Below are 21,662 nucleotides of genomic sequence, written 5' to 3' on the forward strand. Positions count from 1 at the left end.
TCCGGCACGGCAGTTCAGAGGGCTTCTGTGACCTATTTAATCTTTCTGATTCGGGCCGGAGGTCCGATGTCAGTTTTATGCGTAGAGGACATAACCCAATGCAATGGAGGCAGCTATTCCAAGGGCGATGATGATCCAGTCCGATGAAGTGTATGATTTTTGAATCTTCGGGGAATCCGAACCCTGTAAAGCGGTGAAGTTCTTTAAATCCGATTCATCGATCTTGCCCCGGTTTTCAAGTCGCTTCAGCAACTGAGCTCGAATCTCTACGTACTGTTCCCTGGATATCAAGTCGTTTGCGTAAGTTTTGGCGAGCAAACGCAAAGGGGAGGTTTGCTGATTCATCAATTTTGAAACTGTGCGTTTATTTGCTTGTTCAGGCTCTGCAAACGAGTATCTTCCGGGAATAGTTTCAGACCGGTGATAATGTAGTTTGACGCTTCATTGTACTTGCGCTTTGCAATCAGTTTTTCAGATTCGGAAAGATAAAGATCGGATAGCGCCTTGTCCTTGAGCAGATAGTGTTTTGGATCAACGCGTTTAATAAGTGGAATAACGGTGGTTAAATCCTCTCCGTTAGGCGTTTTAACCAGCTTTTTGGCATTGAAATAGCGTTTGTACAGTGAGATCAGGCTGTTCATCAGGCGATCACGCTGTTCCTTGACCTGGTCTTCGATCGTAGACAGGGCAACAGAATCGGGATAGTGCTGCTTCGCCTGCGCCAGCAGATTTTGAGCTTGCGGGTAATCGTATAGACCTTCATTGGGTCGAAACACCGAGCGGATGCGATCCCGGTAAAATGTGATTATTTCCCGTCGCAGTCCAACCGAGATGATCTTCTGCTGTTCCGGGTTAAGTTGATCCAGCGACCAGATCGTCTCGATCATCAGTGCCTTGTCACCATCCTTGATTAACTTGATCTTGTCGTATAGCTGCTGCTCGGCCTGGAACTCGAGAAAGGGCTTGTAACCTATTCCGGCCCCGATAACTCCCACAAACAGGGCTACCAATAAAATAGTCTTGCTATGCGATTTCCGCAGGCGCATGCCCTCGGCGAATTTCTCTACATTACTGATTCTATCTTCACGAGCCGTCGTTAATGCTTTCATCAACGTTTTTTGCTGACGACGGTTTAATCCCTTGATTGGCTTGGGTTTTATTCCCAGCTCTTTAATTTTGGGCGACGCGACCTTGTTATAGGGATGCTTGCCCCCAGCGAGCAGCTGGTAGGCGACACAGGCAAGACCGTAAATATCGTCTCTCGGATCGGGATTCATACCGGCAAACATTTCCGGGGTTGCATAGGCTGGCGTGACTGCGCTGAGCTTGGCCGGATCAAACATCGTATTTTCTCGTTCCTCGTCCGTTTGCGTGCTTGCCCGGGCGATGCCGAAATCGAGGAGTTTGACGTGGCCGTCACTTAACAGGAAGCAATTACCCGGCTTGAAATCAGAGTGAATCAGCTTTTTCTCATGCGCATAGGCCAGGCCGCTGCAAAGCTCTTCGATAATGTGCAGCGCATGGTCAAGTTTGAGCGGTTTTTTATTTATTTCCTTGATCAGCTGGTTCAGGGGTTTTCCCTGCAGGTATTCCATGGTCATGAAAACGGTATTGCCGTCGCGGTCAAAATCATAGACCGTTGCGATATTCGGGTGTGCCAGGCGTTGCGCTTTACTGGCCTCGCGCTGCAATGCAATGAACGATCCGGAATATTTTTTGAACGCATCGGTCAGTACCTTGATCGCGACGTAAGGGTCTTTATCCTGGGCCTCGACTTTGAGTAAATCCTTGGCCTTGAAAACCACGCCCATACCGCCCTGGCCAAGCTTTTCCAGCAGCACAAACCGGTCTTTCAGGGTTACGCCCGGCCCGAGATTTTCGTACTGTGCCGTTTTTGCTGGGTTCTCAACGATCTTTGGACTCATCGGAGATTCATCTTCGCCCATGCTGATCGAAGGTTCCGAAATTTCGATTTCCTTGCTATTACCACCGGCGCTAACCCTGACGATAACGGTCTTGTCGCCAGCTTCTCCATCATCGCCCCCGGCGGACAATTCCGAAATATCGGTCAGATGCATCGTTTTGTCTTCCGCAAAGTAGGAAATATCGGTTTCCTGGCTGTTTTTCAGCGTCGAATTGATATTTATCTTGGAGATTATGTGGGAGATCTGGGTGAATCCGTTGGAATCGATTTTATCACTGGTATAAAGGGACTGCAGATAGCTCTGGGCTTCTGTATGGCCGTGTGGCACGGCGTCGAATATGCTCGCCAGACCCTGTTCCAGGTCTTTCATATCCAAAGTACCTGCAATGTAGTCATTTATCAGCGATTCGCAGACTTCAGACATCAGTTAACCTTTTGTTGCGTTTTCAAAGTAATAATCGAGGTATTATCGGTCCCACCGGCATCCAGCGAGGCGGCCAGTAATGACTGCGAGAGTTCGGTCATATTCTCCGGATTAGACTCGATTATGGGTGTTATTTTGGTTTCTTCCAGATCTTTATAGAGCCCGTCGGAACAAATGATGTAAATATCGTCCTGCTCGACTTCGAAGTACTCGAAATCCAGGCATAGATTATCGTCGATTCCCACTGCTTTCAGCACGACGTTCGCTGCCGGGTGCTCCTCGGCTTCTCGCGCCTCGATTTTTCCCATTCTGACCAGTTCCTCGACATAACTGTGGTCTTCAGTCAAGCGTTCCAGCTTCCCGTCCCTGTAGCGATAAAGGCGACTGTCCCCTGCCCAGAAGGTGAACAAAAGGTTATGCCAGATATAGACGCATATGATGGTACTGCCGATCGTTGCGCTACGCCCAAGTTTAAAGGACTTTTTCCTGATAATTGAATTGGAGTTTAGTATATTTTCCTCGAGCAATAAAATACTGTCATCCAGTGAAGCATGCTGTTTGAACAAGCTCAGATTGTTGGTAATCGTCTGGCTTGCGAAATCACCTGCATGATGGCCCCCCATACCGTCGGCAACGATCCAGACGTTTTCGTCTGCATGTACCAGTATCGAGTCTTCATTTTTGTCTCGGACGTGCCCGGTATCGGTTACGCCGTTGCTAGAAATTTGGAAACTGATTGGGGATAGCTGATCGTTATGTGCTATGTAGCGTGACAACGCAACTCCTTAAAACTCAGGGATTATCGACGGTAACAACTATAATAGTAAATTAATGGCAAATTGGTATGTTTTACCGGGGAAAGTGCATAACTTGATTGAGATCAGTTCCAGGCACTCGAAAAACCTTATTCTATCATTACTTTTATCGTAAATTTTCTTCGGGGATATTTCATATGAAAAAAATAATTGGGCTGGGATTCGGGCTTCTATTGTTTGTATCAAATGTAAACGCACTGGATTTTGGTGTCGGAGTTAAAGCGGGAACGGTAGGCGCCGGAATCGACCTCAGCGCTGCGGTGACAAAAACCGTAAATGTACGTCTCAGTTTGACCAGTGTTGATCTCGAAGGTGAGGATGAAACCATTACCGTTGGCGATACCGTCGAGGGCGATATTGACGCCGAACTGGATCTTGACTTTGGCGCGAATGCGTTACTGGTTGACTGGTTCATTTTCAATGGGGGTTTCCACCTGACCGGGGGCATGTTGAGGCATTCCGGTGAAGCCGATCTAACAGGTACGCTTCTAAGTACAGCCACGTTTGATGGCGGGACTATTAGCCCAGGTGATCTGGTCGGTGGCGAGATTAACGGTGAGCTCAAACTTGCAGATTCTTATCAGCCTTATATTGGTATAGGTTGGGGGCGCAAAGCCGGTAAAGGTGGCGGGGTGTCGTTTACAGTCGATTTTGGAATTGTTCTGCTTGATCCTTCGGTGGAACTCGAAGCCACGGCGGATCCAGGTGGTGCATTGACCCAGGCGGAGGTGAATGCCCGACTTCTTGAGATGGAAGGCGATGCTGAAGATGAACTGGACGACTTTGAAGCCTGGCCGATATTGTCTGCCGGTGTGAATTATGCGTTCTGATCGGATTTAAATTTGGTATCATGCAAAGCAGCCGACAAGCGGCTGCTTTTTTTTTGGGGTGGTTTAATTGGCAAGACTAGTAAATTGCGTAGTACTCGGTGAGGAAGCGCCCGGGCTCGAAAGGGTGCCGTATCCAGGTGAACTCGGGCAGCGTATCTATGATAACGTTTCCGCCGAGGGCTGGAATAAATGGATCGAACGCCAAACCATGATCATTAACGAGAATGGACTTTCGACGATCGACCCGGCAAGCCTGGCGATTCTCGAACAGCACATGCTGGGATTTATTTTCAAGGAAGGTGACCTCGGGCAACAGCCAGAGGGTTTTCGCGCACCTGGTGCGAAGAAGTAAGTCAGACCGCCAGGTTTTCCAGCTCCCACATGGGTTGAGTAACGAAGCGCAACTCGGCGTGAGCATTTTTCAACGCGGTGTAAGTCTGTTCGAAGTCAGGTGCCTGCGCAAAGATAAAACCCAGGTAGCTTGAACCCTCGGGCAAGGGGATCAGTTCATAACCCGGATTAATATGGATTTCGATATCCCGGATATAGTCGATCTGCTGGGCTTGCGTTAATCCTTCCACGCGTTTCAGAATTCCCGAGTCGTTTATCGGGATCATTAACACCCCGGCGGATTCAACCGCCTTATTGGCTCGCGGTGCAATACCGCACATGCCCATGATGATCAGTTCCTCGAGTTTTTGTTGCAATGAGAACTCAACCAGTTGACCGCATTGGCCGCCGATGGTACGCGCAGCCAGTTCCAGCAGGACGGCGCCGGCGCCCGACAGGCGTGCCTCGGCATGCACCGGCCCATGCGAAAGCCCGTAGGCGGCACAACAGCGCGTAACCTCGTCGATTAAGACCGTTTCCTGCTGATCGTCGAGTCGACTTGGCGTTACGTAATAAGTCTCTTCAAAATAAGGGCCAATGAGAGGCTCGGGTTTATCAAAGATGGCAAGCAATTTGAATTTGCCATCAATCACGAAACCTTCGACGGCGTACTCGGGGCCGTTTATATAGGATTCAACCAGTAAGTTTTCACGCGCGAATCCCTGCTGACCCGCAGCTTCCAGTATGGCATCGATACGTCGCACTGCAACCCGGAATTCTGAATCATCGTTGGCGCGTATGACACCACGACTCGCAGCGAGTGCCAGTGGCTTGATGACGACGGGATATTCGACTGACAGGGAGACGCGGTCAATTTCGACGATGTTTACCACCTGGTACTCGGGGGTGTTACATCCGGCTCCTGATAAGGCTTCACGCGCCAGGTCTTTTCGTTTGGTTAGCAGTGCCGCACGAGCGCTGTTCTGCGGCAGGTCGAGATATTCGGCGACATTGCTGCAGATCTCGACACAGCTATCATCGGTGGCCAGTACGCAGGCGACGTCAATTGTTTTCAATGCCGCCATAATATCCTTAGATGCCTGCTTGGGGTCATCAAAATCGACCGTAATTCCCCGCGCGATCTCGGGCACCAGCGAATGTTCACTGTTGGATACCACCATGATGGGCATGCCAAGATTTTGCGCGGCCCGGGTATAAGCAGCGACTCGATAACTGGCCGCAGGCGCGACTAAAAGAACAAAGCCTGGTTCGGGGCCAGGCTTTGAATGGATTTGTTTCATGTTTATCAGTGCTTAGCCGTAGCCGCCACCGCCAGCCGCGCCACAACCACCGCAAACTCCGGAACCGCCGGTTTCCGCAAATACGTTGTTGAAAACGAATCGCTCGCGGCCAACTTCCTGGACGTAATCAATCTGGGCGCCCTTGAGATAATTCAGCGCGACGACGTCTACGAGTACCTTGAATCCGTCGAACTGCAAGGTGGTATCAAAATCACTTTGCTCGTCGGTAAAGGTCATGCCGTATGACATGCCACCACAGCCACCACCGCTGATATAAATTCGAATCGCCGAGACGTCCTCGTCGGTCTGGGAGATGATTTCGTGCAACTTATCCTGTGCGGCCTGGGTGACCTCGAGGTCACTGACCGTCAGGCTGGGCTGAAAAACACCAGAGCCACCACTAGCAGCCGGCTTGGCTTTCTGCGGTGGCCTATAGATCCCTACATTTTCCATGAACATTTACCTGCTTGCTTGATCGTCGGAATTATACACATGAAAACTGAAGTTCGACACGTTTTTACGCAAACGTGATTTAGCGTCGATGCTCGACGATATATAGGTCTCAAGGGCCGAAATACAAGGTCTGATGCCGCTATAACCTGCCTTTCTGTCGTGATTTTTAGTGATACTTGCGGGACTTTTTCGTATTATCGCCTTCTTTTTCTCTCGAGGAATACCCGATGTTCTCAAAATCCATGAATATTGCCGATTTCGATCCGGATCTATGGGCGTCAATGCAGGCCGAAGAAAAGCGCCAGGAAGATCATATCGAATTGATCGCGTCGGAAAACTATACCAGTCCGCGGGTCATGCAGGCCCAGGGGTCGGTATTGACCAATAAGTATGCCGAGGGCTATCCGTCCAAGCGCTACTACGGTGGCTGCGAGTTCGTTGACGTGGCTGAAGCGCTGGCCCTCGAAAGAGTCAAGAAACTTTTTGATGCCGACTATGCCAATGTTCAGCCGCACTCAGGATCGCAGGCCAATGCGGCCGTGTATTTTGCGTTGCTGAATGCCGGTGACACGATACTGGGAATGAGTCTGTCTGATGGTGGGCACCTGACCCATGGCGCCAAGGTTAACTTCTCCGGCAAATTGTTCAACGCCGTTCAGTACGGTCTGAACAACGCAACGGGTGAAATTGATTATGACCAGGTCGAAGCTTTGGCGCAGGAACACAAGCCGAAGATGATTATCGCGGGTTTTTCGGCTTACTCCCGGGTTGTGGACTGGCAGCGTTTTCGGGATATTGCGGATTCGGTTGGCGCATACCTGTTCGTCGACATGGCACATGTTGCCGGCCTGGTCGCGGCCGGAGTTTACCCGAGTCCGGTTCAAATTGCCGACGTCTGTACCAGCACCACGCATAAAACACTGCGTGGGCCGCGCGGTGGAATCATTCTCGCCAGGGCCAACGAGGAAATCGAAAAGAAATTGAATTCAATGGTTTTCCCGGGCACCCAGGGCGGTCCGCTGATGCATGTCATCGCGGCCAAGGCGGTCGCTTTCAAGGAAGCCATGAGCGATGATTTCGTCGAATATCAAAAGCAGGTCGTGGTGAATGCCAACGCGATGGCCGAGGAGTTTGTCAAGCGCGGCTTCGACGTGGTTTCAGGGGGTACTGACAATCACCTGTTCCTGCTGTCGTTGATCAACAAGGGCTTGACCGGCAAAGATGCTGACGCGGCATTGAGCAAGGCGCACATCACCGTTAACAAAAACTCGGTGCCCAACGATCCGCAATCGCCGTTTGTTACCTCGGGTCTGCGTATCGGTTCGCCGGCGATTACCACGCGTGGCTTCAACGAGCAGGATTCCCGGGACCTGGCGAATTGGATCAGCGACGTGCTCGAAGATATGGATAACGAAGACCTGATAGCGACAGTTCGCACCAAGGTCACCGAAATCTGTGCGCGCCTGCCGGTTTACAGGAATTGATCCGCTAAGCGATGAAATGTCCTTTCTGCGGCACGCCTGACACCCGCGTGGTCGATTCCCGCCTGGCGTCGGAATCTACCCAGGTGCGCCGCAGGCGGGAGTGCGTTTCCTGCGAAACCCGATTCACGACCTATGAATCACCCTTGCTGAACATGCCGATGGTGATTAAAAACGATGGCAGTCGTGACACCTTTGACGAAGTCAGGTTGCGCAGTGGCATGTTGCGCGCACTCGAAAAACGCCCCGTTTCAGCAGAACAGATCGAGGATGCGATAAACCATATCAAGCGCCAGCTGGTGGGTCTCGAGGCACGCGAGATCTCGTCGCGGGAGATCGGCGAGATGGTGATGCGCGAATTGCAGCGGCTAGACCAGGTCGCTTATATCCGGTTCGCATCGGTCTACCTGAGTTTCGAAGACATACAGGCATTCGAAGAAGCCATCGAGGCGCTTGCGGCCGAGCCTACCCCGGAAATGCACCGCAGACAGGTTCCACTCATTGATGAGGATGACTGACGGTGGCTGTGCAGTCTCACCACTACTGGATGGCGGAAGCCTTGCGCCAGGCACGCAAGGGATTTTATTCGACACCGCCTAATCCACGCGTAGGTTGTGTCATCGTCGCTGATGGAAAAATGCTCGCGGCGGGCTGGCATGGCTACACCGGTGGTCCCCACGCAGAAGTCAATGCGCTCAATTCGGCAGAAATACCGGTCGGGGCTGATTTTTACATTACCCTCGAACCCTGTTCGCATCATGGCAAAACACCGCCCTGCGTTGATGCCCTGATTGAAGCCAAACCGGCGCGGGTGATTGTTGCGATGCTGGATCCCAATCCGCAGGTCGGTGGTCAGGGACTGGAAAAACTGCGTGGCAACGGGATTGAGGTTATAACCGACGTGCTCGAGGCGGAGGCGCGTGAACTCAATCGTGGATTCGTAAAACGCATGGAGCAGGGTTTGCCGTTTGTCAGCGTGAAAATGGCCTGTTCACTCGACGGTCGCAGCGCGCTGAAAAACGGGATCAGCCAATGGATAACTGCAAAACCGGCCCGACGCGATGTACAACTGCAGCGTGCGCGCGCATCCGTGATTCTCAGCAGCGCCCAGACCGTGCTCGAGGACGATCCAGCGCTTAACCTGCGACTGTCAAAGCAGGACTTGAAGCAGATTTTCGAAGTCCGCCACCCGGTGCGCACAATTGTCGATTCGAGGTTGCGCCTGAGCGGTAGTGAAAAGATCTTTTCAACCCCGGGGGAAATCTGGATTTACACGCTCAGCCAGGATAAAGAGAAAAAACAGATGTTGAGTGATCGGGGCGCGAAGGTCATCGAACCAGAAGCCGAGGAATCAGGGCATATTAGTCTGCAGGCAATGATGCAGGACCTGGCGAAACGTGGGATTAACGAAGTCCATACCGAGTGCGGACAGCGTCTTGCAGGCGCTTTGTTGAGCCAGCAACTTGCAGACCAGGTCGTGTTGTACCTCGCACCGCATCTGCTGGGCAGCCAGGCTCGAGGCGGTTTCGAGATCGGCGAGTTCACCGCTATGGAACAGCGTAAATCCTGTCTAATTCGCGATATTCGCCAGATCGGCGATGATCTTCGTTTAACCTTGAGCGTTAACCAGGAATAAATTGTGTCTACCATCGTCGCCGTATCCAAGAATAACGTGGCCTGCATTGCTGCCGACAGCCTGACCAGCTTTGGCGATACCCGGCAGGCGGCCGACTTTGTCACCGACTACGACAAGATCATCGGGTTTGCCGATCAAAACTATATTGGCATCGTCGGGAGTGCGGCTCATCACCTGGTCATGGGTAACCTGCTCAATAAACATGCTGATAAAATCGATTTCTCGGATCGCTTCAGCATATTTGAATCAATGCGCCAGATACATCCCATTTTGAAGGCTGAATATTTTCTCATTAGTAAAGATGAAGATGATGATGCTTACGAGTCGTCCCGGGTAGACGCGTTAATCATTAACAAGAACGGAATTTTCGGGCTTTACTCGTTGCGCGAGGTCGACCAGTACACGCGTTTCTGGGCGGTTGGCTCGGGTGCTGAATTTGCATTAGGAGCGATGCAGGCGGCCTACGATTTGCTCGATAATGCGGTCGATGTTGCGCGTGCTGGAATAGAGGCGGGTGCCTGTTTTGATAACGCCAGCGCTTTGCCCATGACGATCTACAGTCTGGAGCTCGATTGATGTTTACCGGGATTATTGAAACGATCGGCACCGTCGAGCACAGTGAATCCCGGGGTGGTGATATTCGACTTGGCATCGCTTGCGGCGAGCTCGATTTGTCGCACACGCGACTCGGCGACAGCATCGCGGTGAATGGTGTTTGTCTAACCGCGATAGCATTTCATGGTCAGACTTTCATGGCCGATGTTTCGGCAGAAACCATGAGTAAGACCAGTTTGGGTCAAATCTCGGTGGGCAGCCCTGTCAATCTTGAAACGGCGCTCACGCTGAACACAGCGTTGGGTGGTCACCTCGTCAGTGGACACGTGGACGGGCTTGCAACCCTGATAGAAATGCAGGCCGACGCGCGCTCGACTCGCTACCGCTTTGAAGTGGAACCGGCGATCCAGCACTATATCGCCACCAAAGGTTCGGTGACGATTGACGGCACCAGCCTGACCGTCAATAACGTCGATGGTAACCAGTTTGATGTCAATATTGTGCCGCACACCCAGCAGAAAACTGTTTTTCAATACTATCAGGACGGCTCCCGGGTAAACGTCGAGGTCGATATAATTGCACGCTATCTGGAACGCTTACTGCAGGGACGGGCCGATGCGAGTACAGTTAAAGACCAACAGATACTCGAAACCCTGATAAAATCAGGATTTATCAATCATGAATAAGCCAGTTAACTTAGATATGGAATTGAATTCGACCCAGGAAATCATCGACGATATCAAGGCCGGAAAAATGGTCATTATCATGGACGATGAAGACCGGGAAAATGAAGGCGATATTCTGATGGCTGCTGCAGCGGTGACGGCTGAGAGCATCAATTTCATGGCCAAGTACGGTCGTGGATTGATTTGTCTAACGCTATCCGAACAGCGTTGCAAGCAGTTACGCCTGCCGTTGATGGTAGGAGACAACCGCGAAAACCTGGAAACAAATTTCACGGTTTCGATTGAAGCCGCGGAGGGGGTTACCACTGGAATTTCAGCTGCCGACCGCGCCACCACTATCCAGGCCGCGATTAAGCCAGATGCGACGCCGGGAGGCATTGTGCAGCCGGGACATGTATTCCCGGTGATGGCACGCAAGGGTGGGGTGCTGTTCAGGGCAGGCCACACCGAAGCGGGCTGTGACCTGGCCCGACTCGCGGGATTTGAACCTGCTGCCGTAATTGTCGAAATCCTGAACGATGATGGCTCGATGGCAAGGCGTAAGGATCTGGAAAAATTTGCGATGAAGCACAACCTGAAAATCGGCACTATCGAGGACCTGATCCGTTACCGTATCGAAAATGAACATACCGTCGAACGTATTGTCGAATCGCGTTTTGAAACCGATTACGGCGAATTCAAACTCTACGCTTTCGAAGACAGTACCGCGCAGGAACTGCACCTGGCGCTGGTCATGGGCAGGATTGACCCGGAAAAGCCAATTCCGGTGAGGGTGCACGTGCAAAACACATTGACCGATTCGCTGGCAGGCATCAAGGGGCGAGGTTGGCCACTGCATGACGTAATGAAGACGATCAGCAAGGCCGGTACGGGCGTTATTGTATTCCTGCGCCAACCGGAAACACCCAAGGACATGGTAAATGTTATCGAGTCGATGATTCAGGGCCACGGTTCCGAGGACCGGGTTGACGATCAGCGAACTTACGGCATCGGGGCCCAGATACTGGCCGATCTCGGGGTGCGCAAGATGAGTTTGTTGAGTGCTCCCAAGGTGTTCCACGGCCTGGCCGGATTCGGCCTGGAAGTAGTCGATTATTATTCGGATGAAGGTTAGCAATATGGCGGAATTCAACAAGATCGATGGAGACCTGGTCGTCAGCGAGGCGAAAATCGCAATTGTTGTCGGGAGATTTAACGGCTTCATCGTCGAGAGCCTGTTAAGCGCCGCGCTGGATACCCTGCAGCGTGCGGGTATCGACGCCGGGGACATTACCGTAAGCCACGTGCCCGGCGCCCTAGAGATCCCATTACTGGTACAAAAATATGCGGCTGGCGGCAAGCATGATGCGGTCATTGCCCTGGGCGCGGTAATTCGAGGCGCCACCCCGCATTTCGATATTGTCGCGGGAGAAAGTGCCAAGGCTCTGGCGTCGTTGGCACTGGCGCATTCGCTGCCCGTGATTAATGGCGTGCTGACGACTGATACGATCGAACAGGCGATCGAGCGCGCCGGTACCAAGGCGGGGAACAAGGGTGCCGATGCGGCTATGAGCGCGATGGAAATGATCAGCCTGATACGAAAAATCAAGTAAGAAGCTGGAATTCCGGTGAATGACAAGGCGCGGTTTATCAAGAAACGGAAGCATGCCCGCGATAAAGCTTTACAAGCCCTGTATCAATGGCAGTTGTCAGGGGAAGACCTGGACTGGATAAGAGATCATTATCAACAAGAACAGGGTATTGCATCCGGCGATGAAGCTTATTTCCTCGAGTTGCTTTACCAGATTCCACCACAGGTCGATACGCTCGACAGTTGTTATCGCAAATACGTTGAACATTTCGAGGACCATATTGATCCTATCGAAACCAATATCTTGCGCATAGCGACTTACGAACTCGATAATCACCCCGAAATTCCGTACAAGGTTGTTATCAATGAAGCGATTAACCTGGCCAGGGTTTACGGCGCCGACGACAGTCACAAATTTGTCAACGGTGTGCTGGATCCACTCTGTGCAGAATTACGTAAATCCGAAGTGGACAGGCAGTAGTAATACGGATCGGCAACGGCGATGGCGCACGACGAATTCGCGATAATTGAAGAGTACTTTACGGGTATCGGAGATTCGGCCGACGATGTGCTGCTGGCAGTTGGTGATGATGCAGCGGTCGTCGAGGTTGCGCCGGAACACCAGCTCGTTGTCAGCATGGATACACTCGTGGGAGGCGTCCATTTTCCTATCGACACCAACCCTGCCGATATTGCCTACAAGTCGCTTGCGGTGAATCTCAGCGACCTGGCCGCAATGGCCGCAAGTCCTGCCTGGTTCCTGTTGTCACTGACCTTGCCACGAAACGATCCCCAGTGGTTGAGAGAATTCGCCGGTGGTCTTCGGCAGACCGCTGATGACTTTAAGCTGCCGCTGATTGGTGGTGATACCTGCCGCGGGGAGCTGTCGATTACCGTTCAAATTGCAGGCGTGGTACCGACCGGTCAATACGTTACCCGCCAGCACGCGAAACCCGGTGATTTGATCCTGGTATCGGGGGAACTGGGTAATGCGGGACTTGGATTGGCGTTTAAACAAGGCCTGGTAGACTTGCCGCAGGATCTGCAAACTCGCTGCCTGAAGGCATTAGATCGTCCACAACCGAGGCTCGAACTGATTCCTTTCCTGCGGGAGTTTGCATCCGCGGCAATCGATATTTCGGACGGCTTGCAGGGCGACCTGGCGCACGTGTTGAAAGCCAGCCAATGTGGTGCCAGGATTTCACGGGACTCGATTCCGGTGAATCCGTGGATAGCACAACAACAGGCCTACCAGTATGCGTTGGGCGCGGGCGATGATTATGAAATTTGCTGCTGCCTTCCAGCCAGGTACCAGCGTGAAATCGAGAACTGGAACCTTGAGCATCCGGCTTGTCGGCTGACTGTAATCGGTGAAATTATCGAGTCCGGTATTTTCCTGCGAGAAGGTGAGAGTTTGATCGAATTGGGCGATGCGCAGGGGTATCAGCATTTTGGCTAGCATTTCGCCGAAATTGTTACGTAACCCGTTACACCTGTTGTCGCTGGGTTTTGGTTCGGGCCTTGCCCCGGTTGCTCCGGGAACATTCGGTACTCTCGCGGCGATCCCGCTTTACTTGTTAATTGCGCAGCTGGCCTTGCCATATTACCTGGCAATCGTGGTGCTTGGATTTGCCGCAGGCATGTACTTGTGCCGGTACACCAGTGCCACGCTAGGAGTGCACGATCATGGGGGTATTGTCTGGGATGAGTTTGTCGGTTTCTGGATTACGATGATAGCAGTGCCGGTTACCTGGCAGTGGATAGTGGCCGGTTTTGTGCTATTTAGAGTATTCGATATAGTCAAACCCTGGCCGGTGAAAATTGCGGATAAAAAGATGAAAGGTGGTTTCGGAATAATGTTCGACGATGTGCTCGCTGGTTTATATGCCCTGGGCTGCCTGCAATTCGCGCTGTATCTGCTGGTTTAGGCATGAAGTTCCCACAATTTATCCTGGCAGCTTTATTGATACTGAGCATGGGTCTTTCCCTGGCGGCTGATGCCGAAGTCAGGGTAATCGCGCTGTTTTACGATAAGGCATTATTGCAGGTTGGCGACAAACAAAAGATCGTAAAAAAGGGTGAAACTTTCGAGGGCGTACTATTGGAGTCCGCATCCGGGCGAGGAGCGGTGGTAGTCATCGACGGTAACAGGTTAAAACTTGGCCTGAATCAGTCAATCGCGGGAAACTTTAAGAAACCTGATCGCTCCAGCATGAAAATATATCCCGATTCGCTGGGGATGTATTACGTCAAAGGGGCTATTAATGGACAACCAACACGCTTTCTGGTCGACACGGGTGCGACCTTTGTCACCATGAGTGGCAGAAAAGCCCGCAGTCTCAAAATTGATTATCTCAGAGGTATACGCAGTACCGCGCAAACTGCTGCTGCTATCGTGCCAGTCTTTCAGATCAAGCTTGAATCGGTGAGTATTGGTGGTATCAGGTTGCCCAATGTCGATGCGACGGTAATTGCGGGGGACCAACCCGTCGATGTTTTACTCGGCAACTCTTTTCTGCAGCATACCCGGATGCAAAAAGCAGGTTCCGTGCTCGAGATCAGGCAGCGTTTCTAGAACGTTAAATAACGTAAAATTTTCAGGCTCGCAGGGTATTATTCCGGTAGAATACCGCGCGTCTTAATGCCTGTCTGATCGTAATGATAAAAACCCGATTTGCCCCGAGCCCCACCGGATTGTTGCATGTTGGCGGTGCGCGAACGGCGCTGTTTTGCTGGTTATTCAGCAGGAAAATGGGTGGCAAATTCGTGTTGCGTATCGAGGATACCGATCTCGAGCGTTCAACGCCCGAATCGGTACAGGCGATCCTGAATGGCATGGAGTGGTTGGGTCTCGACTATGACGAAGGACCTTACTTTCAAACCGAACGCTTTGACCGCTATCTCGAAGTTATCCAGAAACTGGTCGAGCAAAGGGATGCTTATTATTGCGAATGCTCCAGGGAGCGGCTCGACGCCTTGCGCGCACAGCAAATGGCAGCGAAACAAAAGCCACGTTACGATGGTTGTTGCCGTGAACTTGGATTGCAGCCCGGGACTGAGAAGTCGTTGGTGGTTCGATTCAAGAATCCGTCACAGGGCACGGTAAGCTTTTTCGACCATGTAAAAGGCGAGGTCACCGTCAACAACACCGAGCTCGACGATTTGATCATTGCACGCAGTGACGGCAGCCCCACCTATAACCTGTCGGTCGTTGTTGACGATATGGACATGGAGATCACCCATGTTTTGAGGGGTGACGATCATGTGAATAATACACCGCGGCAGATAAACATATTGAGTACCCTGGGTGCCAGGATTCCCGAATATGCGCATGTGCCGATGATACTCGGTGATGATGGCAAGCGCCTGTCAAAACGTCACGGCGCAGTTGGCGTGATGGAATATTTCGAGTCTGGCTACCTCCCCGAAGCGATGTTGAACTACCTGGTGCGATTGGGTTGGTCTCATGGTGATCAGGAGATATTTTCGCGACAGGAAATGATCGAAAATTTCAGCCTTGATGCGTTAAACAAATCGGCTTCAAGCTTTAACACGGAAAAACTCAACTGGGTTAACCAGCAGTACCTGATAAGCGAATCGTTGGAAAAGATAGTCGAGCTGGTCAAGTCAAGGCTCAATCGACTGGAGCTCGCATATGATAGTAGTCTCGATTTCAGTACGATCGTCGATTTGTACCGCCAGCGGGCATCGACCATAAACGAACTTGTCGATAGCATCCTATACTGTTTCCAGGATTTTGCAGAATATGACCAAAAAGCGGCGCAGAAGGTACTCAAACAGGAGGCGCTGGAGCCATTGCGACAGTTGCATCATCAACTTTCCGGACTCGAAAACTGGGATGCGCAGTCAATACATGCCGTAATAGAGTCGATTACCGAAGCACTTGGCGTCGGCATGGGGAAAGTGGGTCAGCCCCTGCGCGTGGCAGTTACCGGCGGATCTTTTTCGCCACCCATTGACCAGACGGTGGAGCTACTCGGCAAGGAACGCAGTATTAGCCGAATTGAGCGCGCAATTGACTATATTTCGGCAAATACTGTACCGTGAATCCTCATATTATTCAGTAACATGCTATATAAACTTAAGGAACAACTGGATCGGGCATGTTAAACTCTGCCCGCCGCAAAAGAGGCTTCCAGAAGTCATCTGGCGCGACCATTTGCCAGTTTAAGATGAAATCGCTCCGGAGCTTACCTGAATGCGGCAAAACCAGGCTGGTCCGGCCGGATAATCATGCAGGAAAGTGAGTCAGTGACCCGAAAAACGATCAATTGCGTGGTGATGTTTGCCGATGTGGCAGGCAGCACAGCCATGTATGAAAACATGGGCGACGACCTGGCAAGAGAACGTATCTCCAAGGCACTGAACTCATTGATATCGATCTCACGCCGCCACAACGGCAAGTTGGTAAAAACGATCGGCGACGAAATCCTGGTTTATTTTACCGATATCGATATGGCTGTTTTTGCCGCCAAGGCGATACAGGAAGCCATGGAAGACGATCGTTCACCGGAAACCGTCGGGGTATCGATCAGGATCGGTATGCAATACGGCAGTACCATTCTTGAAAACGACGATATTTTTGGCGACACCGTCAATGTAGCGGCCCGGGTTTCGAGCATGGCGAAGGCGCGCCAGATCCTGTGCACGCAGGAAATCGCATTCATGGTCAAGAGTGGGGAACTTTCAAATAATATGCGCCCTTTTGACCGCTTGCGGGTAAAGGGAAAAAACGAGCAGCTCGATGTATACCTGTACGCCTGGGAGCAGGAAGGTGATATTACCAACATGGCAACGGCTAGCAGTTTCACCAATCCGGCACGACACGATCAGGTAAAACAACTCGTCCTGAAGTACGAAGGCAAGCCTCATAGCATCGTAACCGATACCACGTCGTATGTCCTCGGCAGAGGTCAGGATTGCGATTTGATCGTTAAGGGTGATTTGATTTCGCGCCACCACTCGAAACTGGAACATCGGCGTGGCAAGTTCATCATCACGGATCAGAGTACTAATGGTACCTTCATTCGAACAACGGAAGGGCAGGAGATATTTCTGCGCCGCGAGGAATTCACGATATTCGGCTCCGGCCACATCAGTCTCGGTAAAAAAGTTGATCTCACCGACGAAAATATCATTCATTTCCGCTGCGAATAACGCGATATAATCTCCGCAACAGTATGCCGGAGCAAATTCATTATGACACCTGGAAGCGATAGCTTTAAAACCTTGACCGCGCTCGAGATCGATGGTCAGGAATACCACTACTTCAGCCTCGAGAAACTCGCCGTTGATGACCTTTCCGCTATTCGCCAGCTACCATTCTCGCTGAAAATTTTACTCGAGAATATATTGCGATTTGAGCAGGGCGGGGAAGATGCGGCAGGTGATATCAGGGCTTTTGCCGAATGGGTCGGCGCGCGCAGCTCGGATCGCGAAATCGCGTTCCGACCAACCAGGGTGTTAATGCAGGATCTCACCGGGGTGCCGGCCGTGGTTGACCTGGCCGCAATGCGCGACGCCGCGGTCGATGATCCGCAGCGTATCAATCCGCAGATTCCGATTGACCTGATCATCGACCACTCGGTGATGGTGGACGAATTCGCAACGCCGGACGCGTTTGCACATAATGTTGCGCTCGAGGTGCAACGCAACGACGAACGCTATCGATTTCTCAAGTGGGGTGCCACGGCATTTGATAATTTTCGCGTGGTCCCGCCGGGCACGGGAATATGCCACCAGGTAAATCTCGAATACCTGGCAAAAACAGTCTGGACGCAACAGGTTGATGGCAGGAATTTCGCATTTCCGGATACGCTGGTCGGTACCGATTCCCATACCACAATGATCAATGGCCTCGGCGTGCTCGGTTGGGGAGTAGGTGGTATCGAAGCCGAGGCCGGCATGCTCGGTCAACCGGTATCGCTGCTGATTCCGGAGGTTGTCGGATTTCAGTTCACCGGCCAATTACGCGAGGGAATTACCGCTACCGACCTGGTATTGACGGTTACCCAGATGCTGCGTGAACACGGTGTGGTTGGAAAGTTTGTCGAGTTTTTTGGTGATGGACTCTCACAATTGCCGCTCGCGGACCGGGCGACCCTGGCAAATATGTCCCCGGAATACGGGGCCACCTGCGCTTTCTTTCCAGTTGACCAGGAGACCATTCGCTACTTGCGTTTAACCTCGCGCGACGAGGCGAATCTGAAGCTGGTCGAGGCCTACTGCAAAGCCCAGGGATTATGGTATCAGGCGGAAAGCCCGGATCCCGTATTCAGCAGCAGTCTGACTCTCGATCTATCCTCGGTCGAAGCCTCGCTGGCCGGACCCAAGCGTCCACAGGATCGCGTGTCACTTTCGGGAATCAAGGCTGCAACGGAATCCATAATCGGAGCAGCTGCGCCATCCAGCCGAGATTCAGACGATGAACTGCTCGATGGCGACGTCGTGATTGCCGCGGTGACTTCCTGTACCAATACCTCAAACCCCAAGGTAATGATGGCCGCTGGACTGCTGGCACGTAACGCTAGAGCGGCCGGACTAAGCACCCGGCCCTGGGTTAAGACCTCGCTCGCACCCGGGTCCAAAGTAGTCACGGAGTATCTGAATGCCGCCGGACTGCAGCAGGATCTGGACGCGATCGGCTTTAACCTGGTTGGCTACGGTTGTACCACCTGTATTGGAAATTCCGGGCCTTTGCCCGAAGCGATCGAATCCCAGATCAGGGAAAAGGACCTGACGGTTGCCAGTGTTTTATCCGGTAATCGCAATTTCGAGGGTCGCATTCATCAGCGTATCAAGTCTAACTGGCTCGCCTCGCCGCCACTGGTTGTTGCCTACGCGCTGGCCGGTAGTACCTGCATCGATTTGACTTCGGAGCCCATCGGCGAGTCAGCCGACGGTAAGCCGGTGTTTTTGCGCGATATCTGGCCGAGCAACCAGGCGATCGCGGATGAAGTGATGAAGGTGAGTGAAAGCATGTTCAGGGAGCAGTATGCCGATGTGTTCAGCGGCGATCGGAACTGGCAGGATATCGATGTGGGCGATGCGTTGACTTATAGCTGGGATGATTCCTCTACCTATATTCGTAATCCACCATATTTCAAGCTGGACAACAGTAAGCAACTGGAGCCGATAGTGAATGCCCGTATCCTTGCCCTGCTGGGTGATTCGATAACGACAGACCACATATCTCCGGCTGGTGCGATTGCGGTCGACAGTCCTGCAGGCAGGTATTTGCTCGAACAAGGGGTTGATCGGAACAGTTTCAATTCCTATGGATCCCGTCGTGGCAACCATGAATTGATGATGCGCGGCACCTTTGCCAATATCCGTATTCGGAACGAGATGACGCCTGATGTCGAGGGTGGAGTAACGCTGTACATGCCGGATCGTGAGCAAATGAGTATTTACGATGCGGCCATGAAATATAGTCAGCAGGGAACACCGATGGTGGTCGTCGCGGGCAAGGAATACGGTACCGGATCGAGCCGCGACTGGGCTGCCAAGGGGCCACGCCTGCTCGGCGTTAAGGCGGTAGTTGCCGAGAGTTTCGAGCGTATCCACCGCTCCAACCTGATCGGTATGGGCGTCTTACCGCTGCAGTTTATCGACGGATTCGATCGCAATAAACTGAACTTGACCGGCGCCGAAAAAATCACCATCAGCGGAATGCAAAAAGGTCTACAGCCCGGGCAGCACCTGGAATTATCGGTTACCGATGCGACCGGTAGTATCCTTGCGGTGGATGTCCTGTGTCGCATCGACACCCGCGACGAGGTCGCTTATTTCGAGGCGGGTGGCATACTGCAATATGTGCTGGACAAGGATCAGGACTGAAATCTTATGCTGATTACGTTTAAGACCACGGCCTACGCGAATATCACGATGTTCGGTGATATCGGCCGACAAATGCTCGAAATGATGGCATTCGGTACTTCGGTACCCGGCGCCATCAATGTGGAGGATGTGCCGCAGGCACTGCAGAACCTGAAACAGGCACTCGATAAATTACCGGAACAGGTTGAGCCCGCGGGAGATGCCGATGATGATCAACCTGCGGTCAGCCTGCACACGCGTGCAGTACCACTGGTAGAATTGCTGCAGGCGGCCGTCAAGGAAGAAACCTACGTTCGCTGGGAGTAGTTGTTTCGCACCACAGAGAATGCGATTCTGATGGAAATAATTTTATAATAGCGCCCGGGTGCAAATTTCGGGCAGTATAAACCGATAACCAAAACAAGGCTGACATCATGGCGGATAAAGAGATATTGCTGGGTTATGCAACCCAGGATAAAACCCGCGGGAGCGGGGTTTTCCCGGTTCATCTGAACTTAAAACGCGCCAATCGGCACGGACTTATCGCGGGTGCAACCGGCACCGGCAAGACCGTTACCTTACAGGCGCTGGCAGAAAGTTTTTCTCAACAGGGCGTGCCGGTATTCCTGGCAGATATCAAGGGTGACGTTTCGGGCATCAGCCAGGCTGGGAAATCTCATCCCAAGGTCAATGAAAGATTGCAGGCCCTGGAACTGCCCACCGATCAATGGCGTGGATGCCCGACCGTGTTCTGGGATATATACGGCAAAAAGGGCAATCCGATTCGCGCCACGATTTCGGATATGGGCCCGGTGTTGTTATCGCGATTGATGAATCTGAACGACACCCAGGCCGGGGTTTTGAGTATTGCCTTTGCCGTGGCCGATGACAATGGTCTGCTGTTACTGGATCTTAAGGATTTGCGGTCCATGCTGCGCCATGTTGCAGAAACGGCCTCCGAGCTGAGTAGTGTCTATGGTAATGTCTCCGCGAGCTCGGTCGGTGCGATCCAGCGGCGCCTGCTGGTTCTCGAGCGCAGCGGGGCAAAAAAGTTTTTTGGCGAACCCATGCTCGACCTGGACGACCTGATGCAGGTCGATGCCAATGGCGCGGGTATTATCAATATACTGGTGGCTGACAAGCTGATGCAGGAGCCTGCAGTTTACTCGACAATGTTACTGTGGCTGTTATCCGAACTGTTTGAGAATTTACCGGAAGTAGGCGATCCCGATAAACCAAAGCTGGTTTTATTTTTTGACGAAGCGCACCTGATGTTCAAGGGTACGCCAAAGGCGCTGGTTGAAAAAATCGAGCAGGTGGTGCGCCTGATTCGTTCCAAGGGGGTCGGTGTTTATTTTATCACTCAAAGCCCGGGTGACATCCCCGATTCCGTATCGTCCCAATTGGCAAACCGCGTGCAGCACGCGTTGCGTGCGTTCACTCCGAGAGAACAGAAAGTGGTCAAGGTCGCGGCACAAACGTTTCGCAGTGATAAAAGCTTTTCGGTGCAGGATGCGATCACCGAAATGGGGGTCGGGGAGGCGCTGATTTCGACCCTGCTGGCAAATGGCGCGCCTTCGCCTGTAAAACGAACCATGGTAAAACCACCGTTTTCCCGAATCGGGGCTGCCAGCAGGGCCGAGGTTGCTGAAGTTCTGACACATAATCCGTTTGCGGAAAAATATGCCACTACGGTCGATCGTCATTCTGCATTCGAGAAGCTCGCAAAACGCGCCGAAGAGGCTGCCAACGCCGCCGCCGAAAAGAAGCCGCCGCGAAAGCGAGTCAATGCCGCACCGAAACCGCGCGGCCGATCGC

General features: G+C 52.3%; 23 protein-coding genes. 18 read left to right on the plus strand and 5 right to left on the minus strand.

Annotation, left to right across the window (positions count from 1 at the left end):
* Positions 1-75: 75 nt before the first annotated feature.
* From OES20_16315 to OES20_16325, 3 genes are read right to left on the minus strand one after another with little or no spacing between them, the layout of a single operon-like run.
* The gene (locus tag OES20_16315) at positions 76-345 is read right to left on the minus strand and encodes a hypothetical protein (protein MDH3636263.1); all 270 of its coding nucleotides are present in this window, start codon (positions 343-345) and stop codon (positions 76-78) included.
* On the minus strand, positions 345-2,348 hold the full coding sequence (locus OES20_16320) for a serine/threonine protein kinase (protein MDH3636264.1): 2,004 nt from the start codon (positions 2,346-2,348) through the stop codon (positions 345-347). The genes OES20_16315 and OES20_16320 overlap by 1 nt, the downstream gene beginning before the upstream one ends.
* Positions 2,348-3,124, minus strand: coding sequence for a protein phosphatase 2C domain-containing protein (locus tag OES20_16325; protein ID MDH3636265.1), 777 nt, complete (start codon positions 3,122-3,124; stop codon positions 2,348-2,350). Before OES20_16325 ends, OES20_16320 begins: the two co-directional genes overlap by 1 nt.
* Before the next feature lie 98 nt (positions 3,125-3,222).
* Between OES20_16325 and OES20_16330 the strand changes: the two genes are divergently transcribed.
* Both OES20_16330 and OES20_16335 read left to right on the plus strand, forming a co-directional pair.
* Positions 3,223-3,993, plus strand: coding sequence for a hypothetical protein (locus tag OES20_16330; GenBank protein ID MDH3636266.1), 771 nt, complete (start codon positions 3,223-3,225; stop codon positions 3,991-3,993).
* 67 nt (positions 3,994-4,060) lie between these two features.
* Entirely contained in the window at positions 4,061-4,345 is a 285-nt protein-coding gene (locus OES20_16335) for an oxidative damage protection protein (protein ID MDH3636267.1), read from the plus strand.
* Between the two features lies 1 nt (position 4,346).
* On the opposite strand, the gene OES20_16340 is transcribed toward OES20_16335, so the two are convergent.
* A complete protein-coding gene (locus tag OES20_16340) occupies positions 4,347-5,624 on the minus strand; it encodes an ATP-grasp domain-containing protein (GenBank protein ID MDH3636268.1) in 1,278 nt (425 codons plus the stop codon).
* Between the two features lie 12 nt (positions 5,625-5,636).
* Positions 5,637-6,077: an iron-sulfur cluster assembly accessory protein gene (locus tag OES20_16345; protein ID MDH3636269.1), complete on the minus strand. Its 441-nt coding sequence runs from the start codon at positions 6,075-6,077 to the stop codon at positions 5,637-5,639.
* A gap of 227 nt (positions 6,078-6,304) precedes the next feature.
* Here OES20_16345 and OES20_16350 point away from each other — a divergent pair, with 227 nt between their 5' ends.
* The 16 genes from OES20_16350 to OES20_16425 all read left to right on the plus strand — a co-directional run.
* Positions 6,305-7,561 (plus strand): serine hydroxymethyltransferase, encoded by a 1,257-nt coding sequence (locus OES20_16350; protein MDH3636270.1) that lies wholly within the window; start codon positions 6,305-6,307, stop codon positions 7,559-7,561.
* An 11-nt stretch (positions 7,562-7,572) separates the two neighbouring features.
* A complete protein-coding gene (gene nrdR, locus OES20_16355; GenBank protein MDH3636271.1) occupies positions 7,573-8,076 on the plus strand; it encodes a transcriptional regulator NrdR in 504 nt (167 codons plus the stop codon).
* 2 nt (positions 8,077-8,078) lie between these two features.
* Positions 8,079-9,194 carry a bifunctional diaminohydroxyphosphoribosylaminopyrimidine deaminase/5-amino-6-(5-phosphoribosylamino)uracil reductase RibD gene (gene ribD, locus OES20_16360; GenBank protein ID MDH3636272.1) on the plus strand — a complete coding sequence of 372 codons (1,116 nt, stop codon included), beginning with the start codon at positions 8,079-8,081 and terminating at the stop codon, positions 9,192-9,194.
* A 3-nt stretch (positions 9,195-9,197) separates the two neighbouring features.
* Positions 9,198-9,770 carry an MFS transporter gene (locus OES20_16365; GenBank protein MDH3636273.1) on the plus strand — a complete coding sequence of 191 codons (573 nt, stop codon included), beginning with the start codon at positions 9,198-9,200 and terminating at the stop codon, positions 9,768-9,770.
* On the plus strand, positions 9,770-10,435 hold the full coding sequence (locus tag OES20_16370) for a riboflavin synthase (protein ID MDH3636274.1): 666 nt from the start codon (positions 9,770-9,772) through the stop codon (positions 10,433-10,435). Before OES20_16365 ends, OES20_16370 begins: the two co-directional genes overlap by 1 nt.
* A 16-nt stretch (positions 10,436-10,451) precedes the next feature.
* Positions 10,452-11,549, plus strand: a complete 1,098-nt coding sequence (gene ribBA / locus OES20_16375) for a bifunctional 3,4-dihydroxy-2-butanone-4-phosphate synthase/GTP cyclohydrolase II (GenBank protein MDH3636275.1) — start codon at positions 10,452-10,454, stop codon at positions 11,547-11,549.
* Positions 11,550-11,553: 4 nt separating this feature from the next.
* Complete coding sequence (gene ribE / locus OES20_16380; GenBank protein MDH3636276.1) at positions 11,554-12,027, plus strand: 6,7-dimethyl-8-ribityllumazine synthase; 474 nt, start codon at positions 11,554-11,556, stop codon at positions 12,025-12,027.
* Between the two features lie 15 nt (positions 12,028-12,042).
* Complete coding sequence (gene nusB / locus OES20_16385; protein MDH3636277.1) at positions 12,043-12,486, plus strand: transcription antitermination factor NusB; 444 nt, start codon at positions 12,043-12,045, stop codon at positions 12,484-12,486.
* Positions 12,487-12,507: 21 nt separating this feature from the next.
* Positions 12,508-13,464 (plus strand): thiamine-phosphate kinase, encoded by a 957-nt coding sequence (thiL, locus tag OES20_16390; GenBank protein ID MDH3636278.1) that lies wholly within the window; start codon positions 12,508-12,510, stop codon positions 13,462-13,464.
* A complete protein-coding gene (locus OES20_16395; protein MDH3636279.1) occupies positions 13,448-13,933 on the plus strand; it encodes a phosphatidylglycerophosphatase A in 486 nt (161 codons plus the stop codon). Before thiL ends, OES20_16395 begins: the two co-directional genes overlap by 17 nt.
* A gap of 2 nt (positions 13,934-13,935) precedes the next feature.
* Positions 13,936-14,580, plus strand: a complete 645-nt coding sequence (locus OES20_16400) for a TIGR02281 family clan AA aspartic protease (GenBank protein MDH3636280.1) — start codon at positions 13,936-13,938, stop codon at positions 14,578-14,580.
* Between the two features lie 83 nt (positions 14,581-14,663).
* Positions 14,664-16,073: a glutamate--tRNA ligase gene (gltX, locus tag OES20_16405; GenBank protein ID MDH3636281.1), complete on the plus strand. Its 1,410-nt coding sequence runs from the start codon at positions 14,664-14,666 to the stop codon at positions 16,071-16,073.
* A 204-nt stretch (positions 16,074-16,277) separates the two neighbouring features.
* Positions 16,278-17,183, plus strand: a complete 906-nt coding sequence (locus OES20_16410) for an adenylate/guanylate cyclase domain-containing protein (GenBank protein ID MDH3636282.1) — start codon at positions 16,278-16,280, stop codon at positions 17,181-17,183.
* Positions 17,184-17,225: 42 nt separating this feature from the next.
* On the plus strand, positions 17,226-19,865 hold the full coding sequence (gene acnA, locus OES20_16415) for an aconitate hydratase AcnA (GenBank protein MDH3636283.1): 2,640 nt from the start codon (positions 17,226-17,228) through the stop codon (positions 19,863-19,865).
* A 6-nt stretch (positions 19,866-19,871) separates the two neighbouring features.
* On the plus strand, positions 19,872-20,171 hold the full coding sequence (locus OES20_16420; protein ID MDH3636284.1) for a DUF1840 domain-containing protein: 300 nt from the start codon (positions 19,872-19,874) through the stop codon (positions 20,169-20,171).
* Between the two features lie 107 nt (positions 20,172-20,278).
* Positions 20,279-21,662, plus strand: a 1,384-nt coding sequence (locus OES20_16425) for a DUF853 domain-containing protein (GenBank protein MDH3636285.1), incomplete at its 3' end; no start/stop codon positions are given.

The sequence above is a fragment of the Gammaproteobacteria bacterium genome (genome assembly GCA_029862005.1).
In the GTDB taxonomy this organism is placed as follows: Bacteria; Pseudomonadota; Gammaproteobacteria.